Here is a 20,511-nt window from a genome sequence, read left to right on the forward strand (position 1 = left end):
AACCGTTTCAATTTAAAAGCCCTTTTTTTGTGGATACGCCCCTGCTTTTGTTCTCTGGTACTCTACCCAAAGGATGGTCAGGACACCCAGCGTGTAGGCCAGCATATCATACCACGAAAAGCTGCTGCCCAGGGCAACGGCCACCATTCTGTGCTTCTCCCAACCCATGCGATGCACAAAATGGAAATACTGCGAGGCCTCAACCAGATAAGAGAACAACAGCACCGCCACCGACTCTGTTACAAAATGGGTGTTCCAGAACGTAAAAACGAAACAATAGACTAGAAACACCACCAGATAGTCTCCCACAAAGGGCCTGACGAACGAATCATGCACATAGACGGCTATCATTACCTCAATAACGAAGAAAACAACCGCCAGCAATCCATATTTAGGTCTGAAAGTAAACATCAATAATTAAAAGTACTTTGTTTTACAAAGTTAGTGATTGTTTTTGGATTTTGGAAAGGAGAATGTTTTTTTTCTATACAAATGATGCTAAAAAGTAAAATTCATTAACTAATCTTAGATTCGAGGCTTTATATTTATTAAGTTGATTTGTAAAATGATTATAACAATTGTTATGTTTATCAACTTTGTCTTTTTATGCTTTATTATTTAATGTAAAACCTCTACTTTTGAAAAATATAATAAGGCCTTAAAAATGAAAATTATAGAATTAGATGACATTGACAATATTCAAGTTGACGAAAATCAACTAGAATTCTATTTTACTCAATCTAGGGGTGAGCATTTTAATGTTTGGGATAAATCAGTAAAAGTAGAAGAAAATTTATATTACAATAATCACAATTTAATTACACAAAAAGGGGCAAAGAATAATGTAGTAAGACCAACTGTTGTTGAGTTATTCTGTGGATGTGGAGGAACTTCAATGGGGTTTGAAATGGCAGGCTACGAAGTTATTTTAGGTTGTGACATTCATTCTCCATCTATTCAAACTTTTAAAACCAATCATCCCCGTTCAGCTACAATTCTGGGGGATGTTAGAAAAGTTGAAGCAAATTTAATCACAGAATTAACAAATAATCAAAAAATTGATGTACTTATTGCTGGTGTACCATGTCAAGGATTTTCCTTAAATAATAGGAAGCGTCATGAAAATGATGAAAGGAATTTACTTTATAAAGAGTTCATTAGATTAATTAAAGACTTACAACCGAAAGCAATAGTATTAGAAAATGTTTCAGGTATGAAAAGTACAGGAAACTTTGTTAAGACAATTGAAAAAGATTTAAGTGAAGCAACCGGAACAACTGTAAAAAGCAAACTGCTTTTTGCCCCCGATTACGGAGTTCCACAAAGAAGACAAAGACTTGTCTTTATAGGTGTACATGGGGAGGAGTTTAACTTTAATGATATCATAAAAACTCATGGAGATACTACTGGCATTCCTTATGTAACTGTTAAGGAAGCTATTGGTGATTTGCCAAGTTTAAAACCAAATGAAGAATCTCTGGAATATAAATGTGAACCATTTAGTGATTACCAAAGGTTAATGCGTAAAAATGTTGATGATAAAAATCTTAAGAATCATAAAGCTCCGAATCATCCTAAAGAAACAATAGAAAAAATTGAGAATACTAAACCAGGGGAGCCAATGTATCCTAACTTTAAACAAAGGATTAGACTTTCTTGGGAAAGTTTAAGCCCTACACAAGTATCTGGTGGAATTCGACCTCAATTTCAATTTGGACATCCAAGTGATGCCAGAGGGCTCACTATTAGAGAAAGATGCCGATTACAAAGTTTCCCTGATACGTTTGTTGTTAAAGGTGGAATAGTTCAAGGTAGAGTTCAAACCGGTAATGCAGTTCCGCCGTTACTTGCAAAAGCCATAGCACTTGCTCTTAAAAAATATATAATATGAACTATAGAGTTTGGTATAGTACTGAAAGTTTTGCGGATTATATAATTGACAACACGGTCCTCTCGACTAAAAGCGTTACAAAAAAGAAAATGTATGAAAGTGATGCCAACAATGCAAAAAACTTTCATACCATGCCTGACCACATAAAAAAAATTCTTTATTTAGATGCTCCAGACATTATTGTTGAACTAGATTCAGAGCCTATTTTCTCAATAGAAGTTTCAACTGAAGCCGGAACGGGACATAATGTATTTCAAAGATTTGCGAGATTAGCGGCATCCGTTGAGAATAACGTGCCTGCATTTTATATTTATCCCGAGGCTGTGATTATTCATAGACAAGGAAATCCAACAAGATGGGATGCTATTAATGCATTAGTTTTTAAAGCTCTTGAAGATGTTATGAACATATATAGCATACCAGCATTATTCTATTACTTCCCGTCCGATTTTAAGACATATTCTAATCCAAATTCATCTCCAAATATTCAATCAAAAGGATTAAAATATGATCGTAATATTAGCTATGCCGGAAGTCCAGATAGTGGAGATAGTGAAATGCGGCTAATGTTCGACGCAATAAATGAAGTTATATCGGTATTTGAAACTGCTGGTATAGTCCAAGGCAGAAGTAACTTACTTAGTAGACGAGTTGTTATTGATAGAAGAAGCTTTATGCAACAAGAATATTTTTCAAAAAATGGGAATCTTCAGATGTCTCCATTGACATCTACGATTAAAATACCAACAATTTATCTACTTAATTATTTATCTCAATATGAGAATAGCAATTATAAAATTGGTGAGCTATTAAGAAGTAGAGATGAGACCATCATTTATTTTACTGATTCTAAGTTTCGAGGTGACCCATTTCCGGGAGCATTAGCAGCAATAGATTACTTATGTACTAGACAAGGCAAAACATTTGAAGAAAGAAAATATAATTTAGTAATGGTATGGGGAAATCTTGTAAAAGATGAAACAAATAAAACACTACAATTAACAAGCGCCAGAAGTTCTATTAATAATTTTACTAGTGCTGTTCAAACTAGTGAAGCCAAGAACATTCTGAAAAAATCTTATAATCAATTAGCACCAGAACAGGTACCTCGTTATTACATGCAGGTTCGCTATGGGTCAACTTATTCAAAGGCTAAACATATAAGAGTATATTCATATTTTGCAGATGCAATCTTATTTTCCGATGGCGCATTATGGCGAGACGCTTAACTGAAGAGCAGGTGACGAAATTTTTACTTTCTTGGTTAATTAATCAAGGATGGGAAATAATATGTTTTGATTTCCCACAAAGTGGTACTGGGCAGATTTTACATCCAAATCAAAGTGTTAGAACCACTAGAAATAAAATGGCTATAATTCCTGATATAGTTGCAATAAAAAATGGAGTATGTATCTTTTTGGAAAATAAAGATCGCTTTGTATTATCTGATTTTCATAAAATTTCTTCCCTCAGAGCTGAGAATTACTATTCAGAAGCAATTGAGAAATTGCTCAAAAATAAAGAAGTTGAGAAAATATACTTTGGAGTAGGATTACCTTACTCTAAATATGCGCAAACCAAAACTCTAGAAAATATTGATTCGATTGATTTTGCTTTAATAATAGAGAATGGCGAAAAAACAGTACTGATAATTCATCAAATAGCAGAAATATTCATATAATTGATTTACTGTTAAAATTTCAAATCTGTAAATTTTATAATAAAATTCATATAAATTTGTCTTTAATTTTCAGTATCAACTTTATTGCTAATATCACAAGAATCTTCCCTAATCCAACAACAAATTCCCCCTCCCCCACCCAAATCCCCAAATTTTTTAATATTTTTACCAAAAAACACTTCTTAAAAAAACATCTTCTTCATGAAACCTACTATTACTTTTAAGTCGGCACTGATGGGCGTCTGCATCGGTTGCTGCGTGGTGGCGGGTGTCTTTGCTTCTAAAGGCCGTGTGTACTCGCGGCTTTTGCATGCGCTGAACGACACCACCAAACCTACCAAAGACACTACTAAGTATATACGTTACAAAGATTTACCGCTTAAAGCCACACGTAAACTGAAAACCACAACTACCGAAGGCACCTGGCTGTCGGTCGATGTAAGCCCCGACGGCAAAACCATTGCTTTTGATGTCATGGGCGATTTATTCACCATTCCGTTTGGCGGGGGCAAGGCCACCAATGTAACCAAAGGTCTGGCGTTTGATACCCACCCACGCTTTAGTCCGGATGGTAAAAAGCTGTTGTTTATCTCTGACCGCACCGGGTCAGACAACGTGTGGTACATCGACTTTGAGAAAAAAGACACCATACAGGTTACCAAAGACCGCGACCAGAACTATACCTCTGCCGACTGGACACCCGACGGCAAGTACATTGTGTTCTCGAAAGGCCGCATGAACGTACAACTCTGGATGGTGCATCACGAAAGTGGCGGTGGGGTACAATTGATTGACCAACCCACGAACCTGAAAACCATTGATGCAGCCGTAGGGCATGACGGCCGTTATATTTACTTCTCGCAACGCAGCGGTGCCTGGAACTACAACGCCATGATGCCGCAATATCAGATAGGGGTATATGACCGCGACAACGCCAAGCGCACCACCATTACATCCAGATACGGCTCGGCCTTTACGCCAACGCTTTCCGGCGACGGCAAATGGCTGGTATACGGTACACGCTTTGAAGACAAAACAGGATTGGTGTTGAGAAACCTGGATAACGGCGACGAAAAATGGCTGGCCTACCCTATTCAACGCGACGACCAGGAGTCTATCGCAACCATGGGTGTATTGCCGGGCATGGCGTTTACACCAGATAACAAGGCGGTTATTGCCTCTTATGGCGGTAAAATATACAAAATAAGCATTGATGGTTCTGCTCCGGTGGCTATTCCGTTCAGTGTAGATATGGAAATAGAAATGGGGCCTCAGCTGGAGTTCAAATATCCGGTTTCAGACAGCAGCCATACGCTCATTACGCAGATACGCGATGCGGTGGCCTCTCCTGACGGTAAAAAACTGGCCTTCACTGCCTTGAATCGCCTGTATGTAGCCGATTATCCGAACGGTACCCCTCGTCTGATAACCACTAACGATTTCACCGAAGCCCAACCGGCGTGGTCGACCGATGGTAAAAGTCTAGTGTTTACTACCTGGGCGCCTGAGGGAGGCCACTTGTATAAAGTAAACGCAGAAGGCACGCCGAATCTGCAAAGGCTGACACAAAACCCTGCCCTTTATGCACAACCCGTTTGGACACCTAAAAACGACCGTATAGTGTTTATCCGTACGCGCCTGCAAACGTTTAAATCATCAATCGGGCCGGGAGCCAACGGTTCAGAAGACGAAATCTGCTGGATAGATGCCAACGGTGGCCCTGTAACGGTTATCGACAAAGCCCGCGATCGCTCCGCGCCTCACTTTGTAAGCAAAACCACCGACCGCATTTATTTCAGTGCAGGCGACGGTGCGCTGCAGTCTATTAAATGGGATGGAACCGACGAAAAAACACACGTGAAAGTAACGGGCATAACTACCTACGGCATGAGCATCGAGGGAGAAGACTTTGCCCATAACTGTATGCTGTCTGAAAAAGCGATGCAGGCTATGGAGGTAAACCGTCCTTCTCCGGCATCACAAATCATTATGGCGCCTGATGGCGAGCAGGCACTGGCACAAATAAACAATGAGATTTATACAATGACCGTACCGCAGACAGGTAAGACTGTCAGTATTTCGGTGGCCGATGCAGGCTCGGCGCAATTTCCGGCTAAAAAGCTGACAGAATTGGGCGGAGAGTTTCCCTCGTGGTCGAGCGATTCTAAAAAAGTGCACTGGTCGCTGGGTCGTTACCACGTGGTTTACGATTTAGAAAAAGCCAGAAATTTTGACGACAGCGTAAAAGTTGCCAAAAAAGCAGAAGAAAAACGAAAGGCGGATTCGCTGAAAATTGTGAAGACCGACACAGTGAAGATTAAAACCGACAGCGTGAAAGTAAAAGATGCCAAAAAGGCCACAGCAAAAAAAGAAGAGTCGAAATACAAACCGCAGGAAACAGAAATAAAAATCTATTTCAAGCGTGATTTACCTACCGGAACCGTGCTGCTGAAAGGTGCCCGTATCATTACCATGAAAGGTACCGAAGTGATAGAAAACGGCGATATATTGATTGAAAACAACCGGATAAAGGAAATAGGCAAAAGCGGAAGCATTAAGGGAGCAGGAAAAGCCAAGGTGATAGATGTGAAGGGCAAAACCATTACGCCTGGCTTTGTTGATACGCACGCGCACATGTGGCCACAATGGGGAATACAGAAGAATCAGGTCTGGATTTATGCCGCTAACCTGGCTTATGGTGTTACCACCACCCGTGATCCTCAAACCGCTACCACCGACGTATTTACGTATGGCGACATGGTGGAATCGGGCAAAATTCCCGGACCTAGAATCTACTCTACGGGTCCCGGGGTTGGCTTCTGGGCATATAATATCAAGGATTCTACCGGAGCCATTAATGCTTTGAAACAATACAGCAAGTATTATGACACAAAGTACATTAAAATGTACCTGACCGGTAACCGCCAGGCTCGCCAGTGGATTATCAAAGCTGCCAAAGACCAGAAATTGATGCCTACAACCGAGGGTGGTCTGAACTATAAACTGAACATGACCAACCTGCTGGATGGGTATCCGGGTCATGAGCATGCTATTCCGGTTTATCCGTTGTATAATGATGTTATCAAAAGTATTTCGTTCTCGCAAATGGCAGTTACCCCTACGCTTTTGGTAGCTTATGGCGGGCCGTTTGCAGAGATTTACTATTTTGAAACCGAGAACCCGTACCACGACAAAAAGATGCAGTATTTTATGCCTTATGAAGAGCTGGCAGAAAAAACGCGTAGAGTAAGTGGCTGGTTTCTGCCGGAAGAACACGTGTTCCAGAAACATGCCAAATCGATGAAATCGATGGTTGAAGCTGGTTCATTGGCAGGTATCGGTAGTCACGGTGAGTTTCAGGGGCTGGGTTATCACTGGGAGTTGTGGTCGATGCAAAGCGGTGGCATGAAGAACCATGATGCCCTGCGTGTAGCCACTATTCTGGGCGCCAAAGCGCTGGGTCTTGACCAGGATTTAGGCAGTATTGAAAAAGGTAAACTGGCCGATTTATTGATTATGGATAAGAATCCGCTGGAAAACATCCGTCATTCAAACACGCTGAAAATGGTTATCAAAAATGGCCGTGTGTATGATGCAGGTACATTAGATGAGGTTTACCCAACCCAAAAGAAACTGCCTCGCACCGAGTGGAATTATGAGAAACCTGCCAATACTACGGGTTTGAACGATTAGGACGCCCCTAACCGATACGTCGGACCGCCCTAAAGGGGGGATAAAGAATAGCGTTTTGTGCTGTGGACGAAACGCTATTCTTGCTTATTTTAAATAATACATAGTCAAAAGTTTTGTAGCTTCCTCGGCGTTTTCGGCGCAGGCGTTGCAGAAGGTGCCTCTGCCTTCGGCCGGGGCTTCATATAGCCAATGAAAGGTTTTGGCATATTTGCCGTCGAGGCCGGCTACTCTTAATGTGTTGTTTTTTCGCGGTATTACATACAATAATAAGTTGTTCGGGAATAATACCTTGAAAGCTTTTTCACCATTTAATATACCAACACCTTCATACTTCAACTTCATGGTTTTAATGTCTCCTTCGGGTGTTTTGTATGAATACTTAATGTCACTTACCTCATTGGCATTTACCCAAAAGGCATAAACTTCAAAGTCTTTAGCGCTGAACTCTCTATAAGCAAAATTGGCAACGCGCTGTCCGTTAACCGCAACGGGCAACGATAATAATAGCAAAATCAATAGTCTGCACATGGGTTCTATGGTTTGTGTTTCTGCACAGACTAAAAACTCTATGCCAGCCTTTGCTATTACTTGGCTTGTTGCTTTTTCAGTACCAACACAACTTATTTGCCTCATTAAAATCAGCTTTGTTCAAGCTAAATGGCATATAAGCGGAATCGGATAAGCTAAAACCTACAACTTCCCGAACTTTTATTTTTGCAACAATGTTGCATATTAAAGTTTAATTATTATTCGCTGAACAACACACAAAACTATGAAAAGCAATACTTACTATGATGCCGTTATCATCGGCGGCAGCTATGCAGGTCTGTCGGCAGCCATGAGTTTAGGCCGTGCCTTAAGAAATGTACTGGTTATAGATTCAGGCCTGCCATGCAACAGACAAACGCCGCATTCGCATAACTTTCTGACACAGGACGGCCGAAAACCAAAAGAGATTGCGGATATGGCCTTGGCGCAAATCCATCAGTACAAAACCGTCCGGTTCTATAAAGGCATGGCTATCAATGCCACACAATCGGAAAATATTTTTGTAGTGGAAACAGAAAACGGAGAAACTTTTTCTGCTCGGAAACTCATCTTTGCCACAGGCATAAAAGATACCATGCCTGCTATAAAAGGTTTTGCCGAATGCTGGGGTATCTCGGTTATCCATTGTCCATACTGCCATGGATATGAGGTTCGGCAACAAAAAACCGGCATCTTAGCCAATGGTGAAGGTGCGCTTCATTATGCCCGGCTGATTAACCAATGGACGAGCGACCTCACTCTTTTTACCAATGGGCCATCCACACTTACAGAAGAGCAAACAGCCAAACTTACCAAACACAATATTGCTATTATAGAAACGCCCGTCTCCGAAATTATCCATACCAACGGGCAGCTTGAAGCACTGGCTTTTGAAGATGATACACTTACCGGCCTAAGCGCCATTTATTACAGACCTGCATTTGTACAACATTGCCCCTTACCCGAAAAACTGGGTTGTGAATTGAACGAACACGGCCTCATAAAAATCAGCGGGTTTCAGAAAACCAATGTGCCGGGTGTTTTTGCCTGCGGCGACAACTCACATTCAGGCCGTTCGGTAGCAATGGCCGTTTCGTCAGGCTCGATGACCGGAGCATTTGTCAATCATGAATTAATAGAAGAAGACTTTTAAGCCCACAGGCAGGTTTATTGGTGCGAAATGGTGTATTAAGCGTAGATTCACCTTTTCAGCATAAATCTGCTTTTCAAGCAATGAATTAGCAGCTTTTGGTGATTGAGCTTGTGCGAGTGATGCGCACCAGCTCAATCACCCTTCGGCTTACGATGGCGTATCCGGATCTGATTCTGCCCCTGTGGGCAGCCGCATCTCCAGCAAATGGCCTTTAAACCCTGCTTTTTCGTAAGCCCTTTTGGCAATGAGGTTATCATCATATACTTCAAGGCGAATCTCCGATACATTTTGACGGGCTGCCCATTGCCTCAGGTAGTCCAGAACAGCCTTGTTGATACCCATACCTCTGAATTCAGGCTTTACATACATAAAACCCAGATAGGCATATATTTCATGGTCAAGATAGTCTTTTGCCTCTTTCAAGAGCGCATAGCCAGACCCGGCCACTTCATTATCAACCTCTGCCACCACCACTTCTGCAGTAGGCAATTCGATGAGCTGCTTTAAGTCATAATAATGTATTTCACCCTTTTTCAGGGTTGGGTCAAATGGGCGTTCCGTTTTTACAATTCCCTGCTCAAATTCCAGAAGCAAATCAATCTCTTCCAATCTGGCCGGTCTTACTGTTATGTTACTCATTTTCTTTAATCTTCTTAAATGCGTTTATTGTTTCTTTGGAATCATGATTTTATACCCCTGCCCGGGTTTAACTTCCAGCATTACATTCATCCATTTATTCTGCTCATAATATTTATCTGTCTTTGCGGCCCCGGGGTTATATACCAGCCAGGGATTATAATACTTAAGCGTTTTATAGTTAATCTTATATTTTTGGGCAAGTTCTATCAGATTTACATCTTCTTTTATTTCAACAACTTCCAATATTTCAGGAGCGGGACTTTTACTCACTTCATAACCATAAGCAGCCGGATTCTCACAGATTATCTTCAAAGCCAGTATTCTGAACACGTAATCGTTGGTTTCAAGGGTCAGGTGCAAATCATAATAAGACTGCACCCCTTGTGCTTTCTGGGTATTCATAATGCTGGTTCGCCCTGAATTATAGGCGGCGGCAGTGAGGGTCCAGTTATTGAAAGTTTTGTTCAGGTTATTAAGAAAATTACAAGCCGCCTGTGTCGAAAGTTCCAGGTCCCGTCGCTGGTCAACAAATCTTGACACCTCTAATTTATATTCCTTAGCAGTAGTATCTCTGAACTGCCAGAACCCGGCGGCCTTGCCCGAATTGGCGTAGGGCCACAGCTCACTTTCAATTACTGCCAGATAGAAGAAATCGTCCGGCACTTTATTCTTTCTCAGAATACCCATAATACGTTCTTTATAAAGCCCCGCTCTTTGCAATATAGCCAGTGTAGAAGAGTGCTTGTACACGTTTTTGGTTAGCTCCAACTGTAGTTGCTCATAAACAATAGGGTTATCGAGTGGCACCTTCTCAGTGGCAAAGTCTATCGTAGCCGGAACAGGTGGCAAAGAGATTTTCTGCGCCACTGCCTGCGCCTGCACAGTTCTGAACCCAAACTGGCAAATCAGCAGGCAAATACATACTGTTTTTACCTTGTTCATGATAATTGGGTAAGGCTATTGTTCATTTTCTATTATACCAATTGTTGATAGCGGCGGCGCAATAATCTAATTTCTAATACTGCACCAAATGCTTTTTAACTGACCTTTAATTCTAATTTAAAACCAGTTTTAGGCCGCCTGCTTTACTTTGTTGCACCAAAACAAAGAAACGAAAACGCAAAAAAGTAAACCAGTTAATATAAGATTTTATGACAGCAACTGTATCTGCTCTATTTTAATTAAATCATTATATTATTCTAAAACTCAAATAAGACAATGAAAAAGAACATCATTCTGGCTGGAATCATGGCTCTTCCATTTTTCACCCATGCGCAATCGCTTTCTTCTAACACAATGTTAGTTAATAATTCGGTAACTACTGAATTGGCTATTCCAAAAAATGGAATATTTATCAATGCAGAAGAGTTTCAGAACGGAATGCCGGAATTAGGTTTCGACAAAAAATCAAAACAAAATCATATTCATGAATTTGACAACAAGGTTTTCCTGACCGAAAATACCGAAAAAGCCAGCTTCCCTAAATCGGCTATCTGGGGTTTCCGTAAAAACAATCAGGACTACCGCACTTTCCAGAACACCGACTACGCTGTTGCGTATGCACCAAAAGGCTTGCCAATTTTATTTTACACACTCGGAGAAGTAACCGGTGAAGGAAATATTAAAGACGACATCAACACCAACTATTACTTTAGCCGTAACAGTCAGTCGGCCATTTATCCGCTCACACTGGCCAATGTAAAAGAAGTGTTTTCAGACCAGCTTAGCTTTGTAAAAGCCCTGGACGGCTCCGGCTTGTCAGACGACAAACCTATTCATGAAATCAGCAAAGTGCTGGCAGCATACGTGCGTAACAATGTAAATTAGACAAAACAGAAGGGTAAAACCTTTTAAATATATAAATGCTTTAAGGTAGGAATCGCTAAAGGTCAGGAAAAAGAATGATGGGTAGCCTTGCAAAAAAAGATAGGGCAAATACAAAAGGCCCGGTCTGTTGATAAGGTTGCTCATCATTAAAAAACTAAAGATTGACCGATAAATCAAAAACTTTCACAAAAATGGTGGTATCTGACCACCATTTTTTGTTTTAAATTGTTTCAGTATAATCACAACCGGTTAAGTTGCCTTGTTAGAATTATACCCGGCACCTGCCTTAAGCATGAGACAACGAACAGTTTTTTTTATTCTATTCTATTTAACACCATTTGTTTTGCTGGCACAGATACCCTATTCTCAGCAAAAAGATGCCAGCGATGTGTTGCGCAGAATATTCCATATAAAAAAGCCAAGAAAGAGCGACTCAACCTCACTAAAAGAAGGTGGCAGGGTAATTGCCATACTCCCTACCCCCGGTTATGCACCGCAAAGTGGTTTTTTTGCGCAGGTAGTTTCTAATGTGGCCATAAGAAATACCAATGCTAACGTATCTATTCTTAATCTGGTAGCAACCTTTACAGAGTTCAGGCAGTCAATATTTCAGTACACAACCAGTTATTTTACCAAAGACAACCGATTTTATTTCTCTAACGATTGGCGATGGATGGACTACCCGCAGGCCACCTACGGGCTTGGAATGAACACAACGAGGCAGAACAAAACAGAGATGAATTTCAGGTACCTGAGATTATACCAGACCCTGATGCGCAGCATTGGCAAAAACCGGTATATAGGTATCGGTTATCAGTACGATTACCACTGGCACATTGAGAGCTACGCACAAGGCACACGTGTAGAAGAAATTAGTGGCTACAAGATGGGGGTTAACGGTAAATCGGTTTCTTCAGGCCCTACCATAGCGTTTCTGTACGATAGCCGTACAAATGCGATGAGTGCCACCCAGGGTTTGTATACCAACGTGGTGTTCAGGCAAAACCTGAAAAGCCTGGGCAGTAATACCAATTACCAGTCTTTACTGGTAGATGCCCGTAAGTACTTTGATTTGACAGGTAATACAAATCATATACTGGCGCTGTGGTCTTATAATATGTTTACACATGGCAATGTACCCTATCTTGATATGCCAAGCACTGGCTGGGACACAAACGTAAATATGGGCCGTGGGTTTATTCAGGGGCGTTTCAGGGGTAAAAACCTGATGTATTTAGAAGCTGAGTACCGATTTACGCTAACGCGAAGCCATTTCATAGGTGGCGTTTTGTTTTCTAATATACAGACAGTAAGTGAGATTACCGACAACCGCTTCCGGAAGGCGATTCCGGCCATTGGCACAGGGCTGCGGATACGGATAAATAAGTTCTCAAAGGCCAACCTTGCTATTGATTTTGCTGTGGGAGGAGATGGTTCACGCAATATTTACTTCAATTTTGGCGAAGTTTTCTAATATCATTAAAATATTTATAAAAATAGTAAAAATATTTATAAAATAATTATGACTATTCAAAGTAATAATTATATTTGCCCAAGAATTACTGAACTTTAACCCATGTGACTATGTATTTAGATGTTATCGCCATTACGGGCGTATTTGGCATTCTACCATTGATTGCCGTTGTCGTAATTTTGGGCAGAGCCTACTGGTCATATCAACTATTGATCAAAAAAGGCTTAAAAACAGAAGGTGAGATTATTGACTATGAAGAGTACTCAGACGGTAAAGGGAAAAAGTCCTTTTTTCCTATTATCAGGTTCAAAACTTATCATGGGCAGGAAATCCACCAGCGAACCTCATATGGCCTTAACGCCAGAAACTTTATCGACAAAGGCTCGATTGTCGAAGTAGTGTATTCAGCGAGCAACCCGAACCGCTTTATGTTAAATAAATACAGCCCTCTAAAAACCGAGGAACCTGCATTTTTAGGTTTTATTGTAGGCTTTGGAATGAATTAACAGATGTAAAACCGGAAGATATATATCTTTCAGTTTCTATAAAACATTACCCAAACGGCAATAACAGCCGCAACCAGGATAACAATTTTAGCCCAGGCAGGAAGCCATACCCTGCCCGGGCTTTTTTCGTCAACGTCGGGCTCATCATCTTCATCTGCTATTATGGGCCGGTGCTTCTCCTGCATATAATCGAGATACGCCAGATAAGACCTGAATTGCTCATACCAGGCTATGGTTTCAGGTGTGAGGCTGACAGGCTCGCTGTAAGCATCTGAAAGAGTATTGCTATGTATATTTACTATTTTTTTACTGACAAGTATAAACAACAGATTCCTGAACTGCTGCTCATTCATGCCGGGTAATTCAGCAAATAGCTCCCGGCAAAGTTCATTATAAGCGGGCACCCCGGTAAAATCTGCTTGCTTTCTTACCTGCCTATCAAATAATACATTGATGATTCTGTCAATCTGCTGATTGGTTGTCATGAACAATGCCGTTTTGGTTGTTGTCAAATATACATTTTGTGTTACTTTCTGTCAATTGTAACCACCTGTTTTTTATGGTCTGCTCTTGTAAAAGCAACAAAACTAACGGCAAAATTATGTATATTGGCCGGGGCTTTCAATACAACGCTTAAGGATAAACCCGTATTAAAGAAAATCATTCATTCATGAATTGCTTAATTAACCGTTACAAAGGCCAATTTCTGGCTATTTTGATGCTTGCGCTGGGAGTCTCTGCCTGCCAGACCATCGGCAAAAAGGTAAAATATTACGCTACCGAAATAACCCTTAAAAACGGCGCAGTGCTGAAAGGCAGTACTTCGCCCATTGCCGGAGACAACTTCAGTTTTAAAGATGCCCAAACCAGCAGTAACTCTACCATTCAAAGTAAAGATGTTCAGTCAATCATCAAACAGACACCCGACGGGCCCAAAGAATATGCGCAGTTTACCATAATAAATAACAAAAAACGAGGTAAGGTGGAGACCGTTTTGGCGGCGTATGAAGTAAAGGGAGAAGTGAGCCTGATTGCCCATGAAACCAAAGAGCATGTACGAAAAACAAAAGACGTAAACAACCGGATGACCTTTGTAGAAGAAACAGAATTAATAAAACGCCTGTATCTGAAAAAACAAACCGAACCCGGTGCAGAGGTGCCTGCCGGTAACAAAAAAACACAGGTGGAAGAATTTAATGAACTTGCAGTTAATTATTTTGCCGATGCACCCGCCCTTATGGCAAAAATTGGCGGCCCGGGCTATGAAGTAAAAGACATAAAAAAAATAGTAGCTGAATATAACCAGATTAAAGCGAAGAAAAATTGAGGGGTAGCCTGATTCTGATTTAAACTACTTCATCCTTACGTATTTTTCAATGTTTAGCCTTTCAATGTTTGCGCTTTCTACTTTTTCAATGCCTTTCTGAACCAGTGTGTCGTTCTTGATTTCAATGGTAAAACTGAAATGGTGCCCCTCCCACTTGCGGGCATTACAATATTCAAGGTTTTCGGTGTAGGTGTTTTCTTTCAGGGTATATGTACCACCACCCGCCGTGAAAACGGCCGTTGTTGAGTCCTTACCACCTTTCAAATCGTGCTGAATAAAAGCAAAATGGGTATCGTTTATAATCTTGATAAAAGAAACCCCTTGGGTGTAATCAGTTACGGTTGTGTCTCCTTTGTCTACCAGTGTACCGCTTAGCAGTTTCCAGGTACCAACAATGGCTGGTGCCTCATTTGTGTCGGTTTGTTTGATGCAGGCAAGTAAAACCGCAGCTACCACCATAGAAGCAATTACTTTTTTGAAATAGAGGGTTCTCATTCGTTGTAAGGTTATTAAGGTTGAATACGAAAACTAAGGGTTTTCAGGCACTCAACCAAATTTATCGGCATAATTGCCTTCTCCATAACAGACACTACCAGAATTTTACATGAGTTTGGGTTACATATTTGCGTAATCGAACCATATATTCTAATTTTAGCCTATTACCTTAAACCAAGATTATGAAAACAACCGGCGACCGCATTGAAATTCATCTGAACAAACAACGTCTTATTTTCCTATTAATCAGTGCGCTGGCCTTTTTTGCCGTCGGCATCTGGTTTGTTGCTAACCCCGGATTCTTCAAAAAAGGCATGGTAGGTAACCCTGCTGTAATATCTGGCATAGGCATGCTAACCATAGTTGTTTTTGGCCTCAGCAGCTTTGTGCTTGGCAAAAAAATGATTGACCAACAACCGGGTGTAATTATTGACAAGAGCGGCATTACTGATAATTCGAGCGGCATTGCTGCCGGGCACATTCCATGGAAAGACATCAAAGAGATTAAACCTGCTAAGCTATTTAATAAGAAATTTGTAAACATTGTACTAAAAAAGCCCATCAGTAAAAACAATGGCGCAAAGAAAAAAGGCAAGAAAGACGACGACATAGTCGTGAGCATTTCTAACAATACACTGCAATGCAGTTTTGAAGAGCTTGAAAACGCGCTGAAAAGTGCCTTTGAAAAATACAAAGTCGGTTAATTTAAAACAGACGATTCATTGCCCTAATCATAACATCTACACCAATGCAAGTGGGTTGAACAAAGTGTGAGCGGTACGCTCAGGAAACAAAAACCGGCCAACAAACCAAAAATGAGTTAAACTGAATAAAAATGGTTCACTAGCAGTTATAAAAATGCAATTGATGCCGCAACCAAGAATAGAAACGCTAGCAAAAAAGAAGCTGGTTGGCAAACACCTGTCTATGTCTTTTGCCGACAACAAAACGGCAGATCTATGGCGCAGTTTTATGCCCTACCGAAACGAGATTCAGCATAGCGTAAGTACTGACTTGTTCTCTTTACAGGTATATCCACCAGTATTCTTTGATGCTTTTAATCCGGAAGCGTTGTTTGAAAAATGGGCTGCTGTTGAGGTAAGCGACGCGTCTTTTGTTCCGGCCGGTATGGAAGTAATGATTCTTGAAGGCGGTTTATATGCCGTATTTACTCATAGAGGGTCCAGCCATGATACCAGCACCTTTCAGTATATTTTCAATACCTGGTTACCTCATTCGGCTTATGTTCTGGACAACCGACCGCATTTTGAATTGCTGGGCGCCAGATACAAAAACGCCGACCCTGAATCGGAGGAAGAATTCTGGATACCTGTTCAATTAAAAAGTTAATTCAGTTATCAGAATCCCTGTCCAGGCAAAATTCTTCTACACCTATAAACTACAGGTAGTTTAAAAAATCAAGCCTTTGTATAAGCCGCATTAAGGCAAGGGTAATTCGGAAGGCCTTTCGTATGAAATTATACAATTCGCTCAGACCACCTCTTTCCGAAAGAGTGGAAATAATTTCACAGTTGATTATGGAATAAGGTTTTTCAGAAATAAATCTGAAAACTATCTTAAACCATATCTGTATGGAACTTTACGAACAAATCATCCGGCTTTTTGTATTAGCCATTCCTATTGCCTGTGTGGCTTGGACAGTTACGCATGAAGAGATTTTTAGAGAACCCCGAGAATACTGCAAAAATCAGAGCCAGGCAGGGAAAACCATTCTGCAAAGAAAATTCTTTTATGTGTTCACCTGCGAATACTGCTTCAGTTTTTATGTAACCATTCTTTTCGTTATCGTCACCAATTACCAATTGCTCTTTACCGACTGGCGAGGTTATATAATAGCCGTTTTTTCATTGGTCTGGATTGCCAACATTTATATGAGCTTGTTTTTTAATATCAGAATCGGCATCAAAAAAGACGGACTTGAAGCCAAAGTAAAAGAAAAAGAACTGGACGAAATCAGTAAAAGTTAAAAATCTGAGATTACACGAGGTATGTTTTTTCTATACTTAATGCCATGGTATTGATAATGTATTTTACCTGCTAAAAACAACCGGAAAATAAAAAAACTGGCAGTTCTTTGATTAGTACTAAAAAGTTAATACAATTGCGGTATACTCTAAACCCTTGCTGCTATGTTATTGAAAAAGAAAAGTTTCATTATTCTCCTTACTATAGTTTTTGTAATACTGCCTATTCTTTTATTATTGCTTAACATTTATACTGTTACTGCTGACCCACAAAGTATATTTACAATAGTGAAATATTTAAAACACGAATTTTTGCCATTTTATGATATTATGGATGATGAAGTAAATATTAAATATAGTTTAAGTACACTCTTTTATAACACTAAAATCGGTAATCATTTCATCTTTCTTTTTATACCCCTTTTAACTACAGTTGGTATATTGAGATTTCAAAAAACGGGTTCTTTAAGAATTTTACAAGGCTTATTGATAATCATTTTTTTCGAGAGAATACATGCTTTAATATCTTTGGTTGTTGCATTTATAAGAATGTCTGAATATACCCCTTCTTTTATTTATATTACTGTCACTGTAGTAAGTTTGCTTGCAAGCATATTCTCCCTTAACTATATTCGTACGAAGCTAAGCGTTACAATTGCTTCAGATGCTGAAGAATTAGTTGAGCAAAATGTATCTGAAAGATTTTTAAATATGATTATTGATCAGATTGTTATCACCTTCCTCGCCTTTGTCAGCACTTATTGGATAGTTTTAGCCAAGTTTGAGTATAGTAATGTGTCTGATTGGAAGTTTATAATTTATTTCCAAATATGCTATTCCTTGCAATTCTTCCTATATTATTTCATAATTGAAGGCTGCTTTAAAACCACGGTAGGTAAGGTGATTACGAAGTCTACGATTGTAAACTCCGAAGGAGAATTTATATCTATGGGCAATGCCTTTATAAGAACCCTATGCCGATACATCCCTTTTGAACCTTTCTCTTTTTTGATAGGCAGCCGCGGATGGCATGATTCTGTAAGTAACACGAGTGTTGTTAAATCATTCTATAAAAATGATGCAGACTAAAAACTGTATCTTAACTGTAATTGAACATCTGATTTGTGATTACCCGGTATTGCATCGGTTCCACTGCCGATGCCTGTCTGATTATGCAGTTGTGTACGGGCATATCTGAGCCAAACGTCTAGGTGCTTATTCAGGTTGTACCGGGCTGTGAGATACGTTCGGATGCCTTTACCATAATAGGCAGGGAAAGAAACGGCATAAAGAACGGTGTTCTCAAAAGCATAAATGCGCGAATCGTAATCGTTAGTGGCAAAGTAGGCAATACGGCCGCTCAGGTTTAATTTTTTTATAGAACCCTCAAAATCCTGCATGAGCGCATAACCTGTTGACTTCGCACGTCCTTCGTACTGAAAGCTGTTCACCTGCGCTCGTGTTCGCAATCTGAATGACCGATTTACAGAATAATCCAGATTACCCAAAATATTCTCTCTGAGAGTATTTACCACAATATCAGTCGGGGTGGTATTATCCGGCAGGTTTTTGCCTTTGTGTTCAGCATGATACTGCGCATAAACCAATACCTTTTTGTTGATTTGCCAGGCAGCTCTCAACAGGTAATCGTACCCATTTGATGGCGCATCAACCAGATACTTTAACCAGGGAAATTTGAAGCGGTCATAAAACCCACTGAAAGTAAGCGATTGGGTGGGCGCATACTTCAAACCCATGTAAATACCCTGCTCGTTGATATTCCGGCTTCCTTCTGCCAGTGCATTGGCATAAAAGCTATGGAAATCCCTGTCATAATGCCTCAAATGTATGGCCCATTCAACCTGCCGGCTTAATGCAGCTACCCAGCCGGCGGTAAGGCCTTTGCCCCCGCTGCTGCTTTGGGCGGCTTCACCAAAAAAATTGAAATTCTGCCAGGTATAAGTAAAGTTGGCACCTGCTACGGTGTTTTCTTTACCTGTAAACTCAAACGTATTATATAGTCTAGGCCTGCGCATCAGTAAAGCATCAAACCGGGTGTGCAGTACTGTGGCGCCTATGTATCCGTTAGTAAATCTGAAGGTGCCATTGAAACCAATATTCTGCTCCGTTAGTTGGTTTTTCCGTGCCAGTTCAGTTTCGGTACGATGATACCCCGAGGTAAGTACCGAGCTAAAGTATTCTTCCGTTTCTCCATCTGCCGCTTCAACGCTTGCATCACGCCTGTTGTAAGCGTAAAAAGCAGTAAGGTCTGTTTTTCCGAGCTGATAAGTGGCTGCAACGCCTCTCAGATTGCCCCCTTCTAATAAAGAGCTATACGGCCTTATACCCATATTGCTACGCCGTATGGTAGTTACGGCTTCGCTTCCTTTACCAAGAAAAAAACCGGCACCTACTACCAGCCCCTGCCCGAACTGCACCTGATAATCGCCCAAAACCAGGTTTTTCAGTTTGCCTTTATTTTTTAACTGCAGATGAAAACTGTAAAAATCCAGGTAATTGCGCTCTCCCGCATCTTTCTCGGCAACAAAGCCTAACTGAAAATCTTTAGGGCTACTGAGGCGATATCGCACATATAACTGCTGCGGTGTACCCGCATAATTGTTTGCGGTAAATCCCTTGCTTTTTTCCAGGGTTTGTGCGCTTCTTAAAACCAGATAATGATCATTTGCCCGGTTTATGCTTGGTAATTGGCTACCTGATTTCGCTCGTACGTCTACAAAAGGCAACAATTGCTGAATAGTAGGTAAATCAAAACCTTTAACGGCCTGTAGTTCATATAAACTCAGAAACGGGCCAAATGCCGCACGATGCGCCAGAAGGTTCTTAATTTGGGTAACTGATAAAATGTACAAAGAAGCCAGGTCTTCATAGGTAGCCGTATTAAGGTCTATCGGATTCTGGTATAACTGATAAAGCTGTTCGTATAGGTCTTCATAGGGTATGTTCTCCTGTTGCATCGGGAACAGCCTCTGCGTGAACTCATCCAGATTAATTTCAGGCCGTGGGGGTGTCTGTGCCCGGGTGCAGTATACACCAGACAGTATGAAAAAAATGAACGCCGGAAGCTTTTTCGACAACCAGGCGATGGGAATCGAAATTTTTTCGCAGCAAATATCAAGAAGTGTCACAAGCAATGCCAGAGCTTAGGTTTGTTTTATAATAGCCGTTTATGCAGCAATCAAATATAAACATTTATTTTTTATTGCTCGGCGGCACAAGAGTTATTGTGGATGATTTTACTCAAAAACCTGAAAAATATGATGGCATAGGTTTTTCATATATATAAGGAAT

20 protein-coding genes are annotated in these 20,511 nt (G+C 40.6%); 13 read left to right on the forward strand and 7 right to left on the reverse strand.

The features are described 5' to 3' along the window. Positions 1-12: 12 nt before the first annotated feature. Entirely contained in the window at positions 13-411 is a 399-nt protein-coding gene (locus MB380_RS19240; protein WP_253530238.1) for a DUF2809 domain-containing protein, read from the reverse strand. A 253-nt stretch (positions 412-664) separates the two neighbouring features. Between MB380_RS19240 and MB380_RS19245 the strand changes: the two genes are divergently transcribed. From MB380_RS19245 to MB380_RS19260, 4 genes are all read left to right on the forward strand, one after another. Beyond that, complete coding sequence (locus MB380_RS19245) at positions 665-1,891, forward strand: DNA cytosine methyltransferase (RefSeq protein ID WP_253530240.1); 1,227 nt, start codon at positions 665-667, stop codon at positions 1,889-1,891. Then, positions 1,888-3,120 carry a hypothetical protein gene (locus tag MB380_RS19250; protein ID WP_253530254.1) on the forward strand — a complete coding sequence of 411 codons (1,233 nt, stop codon included), beginning with the start codon at positions 1,888-1,890 and terminating at the stop codon, positions 3,118-3,120. Before MB380_RS19245 ends, MB380_RS19250 begins: the two co-directional genes overlap by 4 nt. Continuing rightward, the gene (locus MB380_RS19255) at positions 3,105-3,572 is read left to right on the forward strand and encodes a hypothetical protein (RefSeq protein ID WP_253530256.1); all 468 of its coding nucleotides are present in this window, start codon (positions 3,105-3,107) and stop codon (positions 3,570-3,572) included. The genes MB380_RS19250 and MB380_RS19255 overlap by 16 nt, the downstream gene beginning before the upstream one ends. 201 nt (positions 3,573-3,773) lie before the next feature. Beyond that, positions 3,774-7,265 carry an amidohydrolase family protein gene (locus tag MB380_RS19260; RefSeq protein ID WP_253530258.1) on the forward strand — a complete coding sequence of 1,164 codons (3,492 nt, stop codon included), beginning with the start codon at positions 3,774-3,776 and terminating at the stop codon, positions 7,263-7,265. An 84-nt stretch (positions 7,266-7,349) separates the two neighbouring features. On the opposite strand, the gene MB380_RS19265 is transcribed toward MB380_RS19260, so the two are convergent. After that, positions 7,350-7,898 carry a hypothetical protein gene (locus MB380_RS19265; RefSeq protein ID WP_253530260.1) on the reverse strand — a complete coding sequence of 183 codons (549 nt, stop codon included), beginning with the start codon at positions 7,896-7,898 and terminating at the stop codon, positions 7,350-7,352. Between the two features lie 139 nt (positions 7,899-8,037). On the opposite strand from MB380_RS19265, the gene MB380_RS19270 reads away from it, so the two are divergent. Then, positions 8,038-8,946, forward strand: coding sequence for an NAD(P)/FAD-dependent oxidoreductase (locus tag MB380_RS19270; protein WP_253530272.1), 909 nt, complete (start codon positions 8,038-8,040; stop codon positions 8,944-8,946). Positions 8,947-9,093: 147 nt separating this feature from the next. Here the strand turns inward: MB380_RS19270 and MB380_RS19275 are convergent, their stop codons facing one another. After that, complete coding sequence (locus MB380_RS19275; RefSeq protein ID WP_253530274.1) at positions 9,094-9,585, reverse strand: GNAT family N-acetyltransferase; 492 nt, start codon at positions 9,583-9,585, stop codon at positions 9,094-9,096. 24 nt (positions 9,586-9,609) lie between these two features. Next, on the reverse strand, positions 9,610-10,527 hold the full coding sequence (locus MB380_RS19280) for a lytic transglycosylase domain-containing protein (RefSeq protein ID WP_253530276.1): 918 nt from the start codon (positions 10,525-10,527) through the stop codon (positions 9,610-9,612). Between the two features lie 276 nt (positions 10,528-10,803). Here MB380_RS19280 and MB380_RS19285 point away from each other — a divergent pair, with 276 nt between their 5' ends. The 3 genes from MB380_RS19285 (at position 10,804) to MB380_RS19295 (ending at position 13,392) form a co-directional block, all read left to right on the forward strand. Beyond that, the gene (locus MB380_RS19285; protein ID WP_253530278.1) at positions 10,804-11,412 is read left to right on the forward strand and encodes a hypothetical protein; all 609 of its coding nucleotides are present in this window, start codon (positions 10,804-10,806) and stop codon (positions 11,410-11,412) included. A 292-nt stretch (positions 11,413-11,704) separates the two neighbouring features. After that, positions 11,705-12,886, forward strand: coding sequence for a BamA/TamA family outer membrane protein (locus tag MB380_RS19290; protein ID WP_253530279.1), 1,182 nt, complete (start codon positions 11,705-11,707; stop codon positions 12,884-12,886). Between the two features lie 110 nt (positions 12,887-12,996). Continuing rightward, positions 12,997-13,392 (forward strand): DUF3592 domain-containing protein, encoded by a 396-nt coding sequence (locus MB380_RS19295; RefSeq protein ID WP_101724427.1) that lies wholly within the window; start codon positions 12,997-12,999, stop codon positions 13,390-13,392. A gap of 29 nt (positions 13,393-13,421) precedes the next feature. Here MB380_RS19295 and MB380_RS19300 read toward each other — a convergent pair whose 3' ends face one another. Beyond that, positions 13,422-13,877 carry a hypothetical protein gene (locus MB380_RS19300; protein ID WP_253530281.1) on the reverse strand — a complete coding sequence of 152 codons (456 nt, stop codon included), beginning with the start codon at positions 13,875-13,877 and terminating at the stop codon, positions 13,422-13,424. A 185-nt stretch (positions 13,878-14,062) separates the two neighbouring features. On the opposite strand from MB380_RS19300, the gene MB380_RS19305 reads away from it, so the two are divergent. After that, positions 14,063-14,719, forward strand: a complete 657-nt coding sequence (locus MB380_RS19305; RefSeq protein ID WP_253530283.1) for a hypothetical protein — start codon at positions 14,063-14,065, stop codon at positions 14,717-14,719. A gap of 24 nt (positions 14,720-14,743) precedes the next feature. Here MB380_RS19305 and MB380_RS19310 read toward each other — a convergent pair whose 3' ends face one another. After that, complete coding sequence (locus MB380_RS19310) at positions 14,744-15,214, reverse strand: hypothetical protein (protein WP_253530285.1); 471 nt, start codon at positions 15,212-15,214, stop codon at positions 14,744-14,746. A 182-nt stretch (positions 15,215-15,396) separates the two neighbouring features. On the opposite strand from MB380_RS19310, the gene MB380_RS19315 reads away from it, so the two are divergent. The 4 genes from MB380_RS19315 to MB380_RS19330 all read left to right on the forward strand — a co-directional run bounded on the left by MB380_RS19315 (position 15,397) and on the right by MB380_RS19330 (position 18,288). Beyond that, positions 15,397-15,918 (forward strand): STM3941 family protein, encoded by a 522-nt coding sequence (locus MB380_RS19315; protein ID WP_253530287.1) that lies wholly within the window; start codon positions 15,397-15,399, stop codon positions 15,916-15,918. 163 nt (positions 15,919-16,081) lie between these two features. Then, positions 16,082-16,564, forward strand: coding sequence for a GyrI-like domain-containing protein (locus MB380_RS19320; RefSeq protein ID WP_253530289.1), 483 nt, complete (start codon positions 16,082-16,084; stop codon positions 16,562-16,564). A 242-nt stretch (positions 16,565-16,806) separates the two neighbouring features. Further along, a complete protein-coding gene (locus tag MB380_RS19325; protein WP_253530292.1) occupies positions 16,807-17,202 on the forward strand; it encodes a hypothetical protein in 396 nt (131 codons plus the stop codon). A 162-nt stretch (positions 17,203-17,364) separates the two neighbouring features. Then, complete coding sequence (locus MB380_RS19330) at positions 17,365-18,288, forward strand: RDD family protein (RefSeq protein WP_253530295.1); 924 nt, start codon at positions 17,365-17,367, stop codon at positions 18,286-18,288. Here MB380_RS19330 and MB380_RS19335 read toward each other — a convergent pair. After that, a complete protein-coding gene (locus MB380_RS19335; RefSeq protein ID WP_253530298.1) occupies positions 18,285-20,348 on the reverse strand; it encodes a helix-hairpin-helix domain-containing protein in 2,064 nt (687 codons plus the stop codon). The genes MB380_RS19330 and MB380_RS19335 overlap by 4 nt on opposite strands. Positions 20,349-20,511 lie beyond the last annotated feature (163 nt).

The sequence above is a fragment of the Emticicia sp. 21SJ11W-3 genome, from assembly GCF_024138715.1.
GTDB classification, from domain to species: domain Bacteria; phylum Bacteroidota; class Bacteroidia; order Cytophagales; family Spirosomataceae; genus Emticicia; species Emticicia fluvialis.

Bases quoted from the DNA above. Each gene is read 5' to 3' on its own strand.
- MB380_RS19320 (WP_253530289.1), top strand. From the start codon at position 16,082: ATGCCGCAACCAAGAATAGAAACGCTAGCAAAAAAGAAGCTGGTTGGC.
- MB380_RS19325 (WP_253530292.1), top strand. From the start codon at position 16,807: ATGGAACTTTACGAACAAATCATCCGGCTTTTTGTATTAGCCATTCCT.
- MB380_RS19280 (WP_253530276.1), bottom strand. From the start codon at position 10,527: ATGAACAAGGTAAAAACAGTATGTATTTGCCTGCTGATTTGCCAGTTT.
- MB380_RS19255 (WP_253530256.1), top strand. From the start codon at position 3,105: ATGGCGAGACGCTTAACTGAAGAGCAGGTGACGAAATTTTTACTTTCT.
- MB380_RS19270 (WP_253530272.1), top strand. From the start codon at position 8,038: ATGAAAAGCAATACTTACTATGATGCCGTTATCATCGGCGGCAGCTAT.
- MB380_RS19275 (WP_253530274.1), bottom strand. From the start codon at position 9,585: ATGAGTAACATAACAGTAAGACCGGCCAGATTGGAAGAGATTGATTTG.
- MB380_RS19240 (WP_253530238.1), bottom strand. From the start codon at position 411: ATGTTTACTTTCAGACCTAAATATGGATTGCTGGCGGTTGTTTTCTTC.
- MB380_RS19295 (WP_101724427.1), top strand. From the start codon at position 12,997: ATGTATTTAGATGTTATCGCCATTACGGGCGTATTTGGCATTCTACCA.
- MB380_RS19305 (WP_253530283.1), top strand. From the start codon at position 14,063: ATGAATTGCTTAATTAACCGTTACAAAGGCCAATTTCTGGCTATTTTG.
- MB380_RS19265 (WP_253530260.1), bottom strand. From the start codon at position 7,898: ATGAGGCAAATAAGTTGTGTTGGTACTGAAAAAGCAACAAGCCAAGTA.
- MB380_RS19310 (WP_253530285.1), bottom strand. From the start codon at position 15,214: ATGAGAACCCTCTATTTCAAAAAAGTAATTGCTTCTATGGTGGTAGCT.
- MB380_RS19245 (WP_253530240.1), top strand. From the start codon at position 665: ATGAAAATTATAGAATTAGATGACATTGACAATATTCAAGTTGACGAA.
- MB380_RS19300 (WP_253530281.1), bottom strand. From the start codon at position 13,877: ATGACAACCAATCAGCAGATTGACAGAATCATCAATGTATTATTTGAT.
- MB380_RS19315 (WP_253530287.1), top strand. From the start codon at position 15,397: ATGAAAACAACCGGCGACCGCATTGAAATTCATCTGAACAAACAACGT.
- MB380_RS19290 (WP_253530279.1), top strand. From the start codon at position 11,705: ATGAGACAACGAACAGTTTTTTTTATTCTATTCTATTTAACACCATTT.
- MB380_RS19260 (WP_253530258.1), top strand. From the start codon at position 3,774: ATGAAACCTACTATTACTTTTAAGTCGGCACTGATGGGCGTCTGCATC.
- MB380_RS19330 (WP_253530295.1), top strand. From the start codon at position 17,365: ATGTTATTGAAAAAGAAAAGTTTCATTATTCTCCTTACTATAGTTTTT.
- MB380_RS19250 (WP_253530254.1), top strand. From the start codon at position 1,888: ATGAACTATAGAGTTTGGTATAGTACTGAAAGTTTTGCGGATTATATA.
- MB380_RS19285 (WP_253530278.1), top strand. From the start codon at position 10,804: ATGAAAAAGAACATCATTCTGGCTGGAATCATGGCTCTTCCATTTTTC.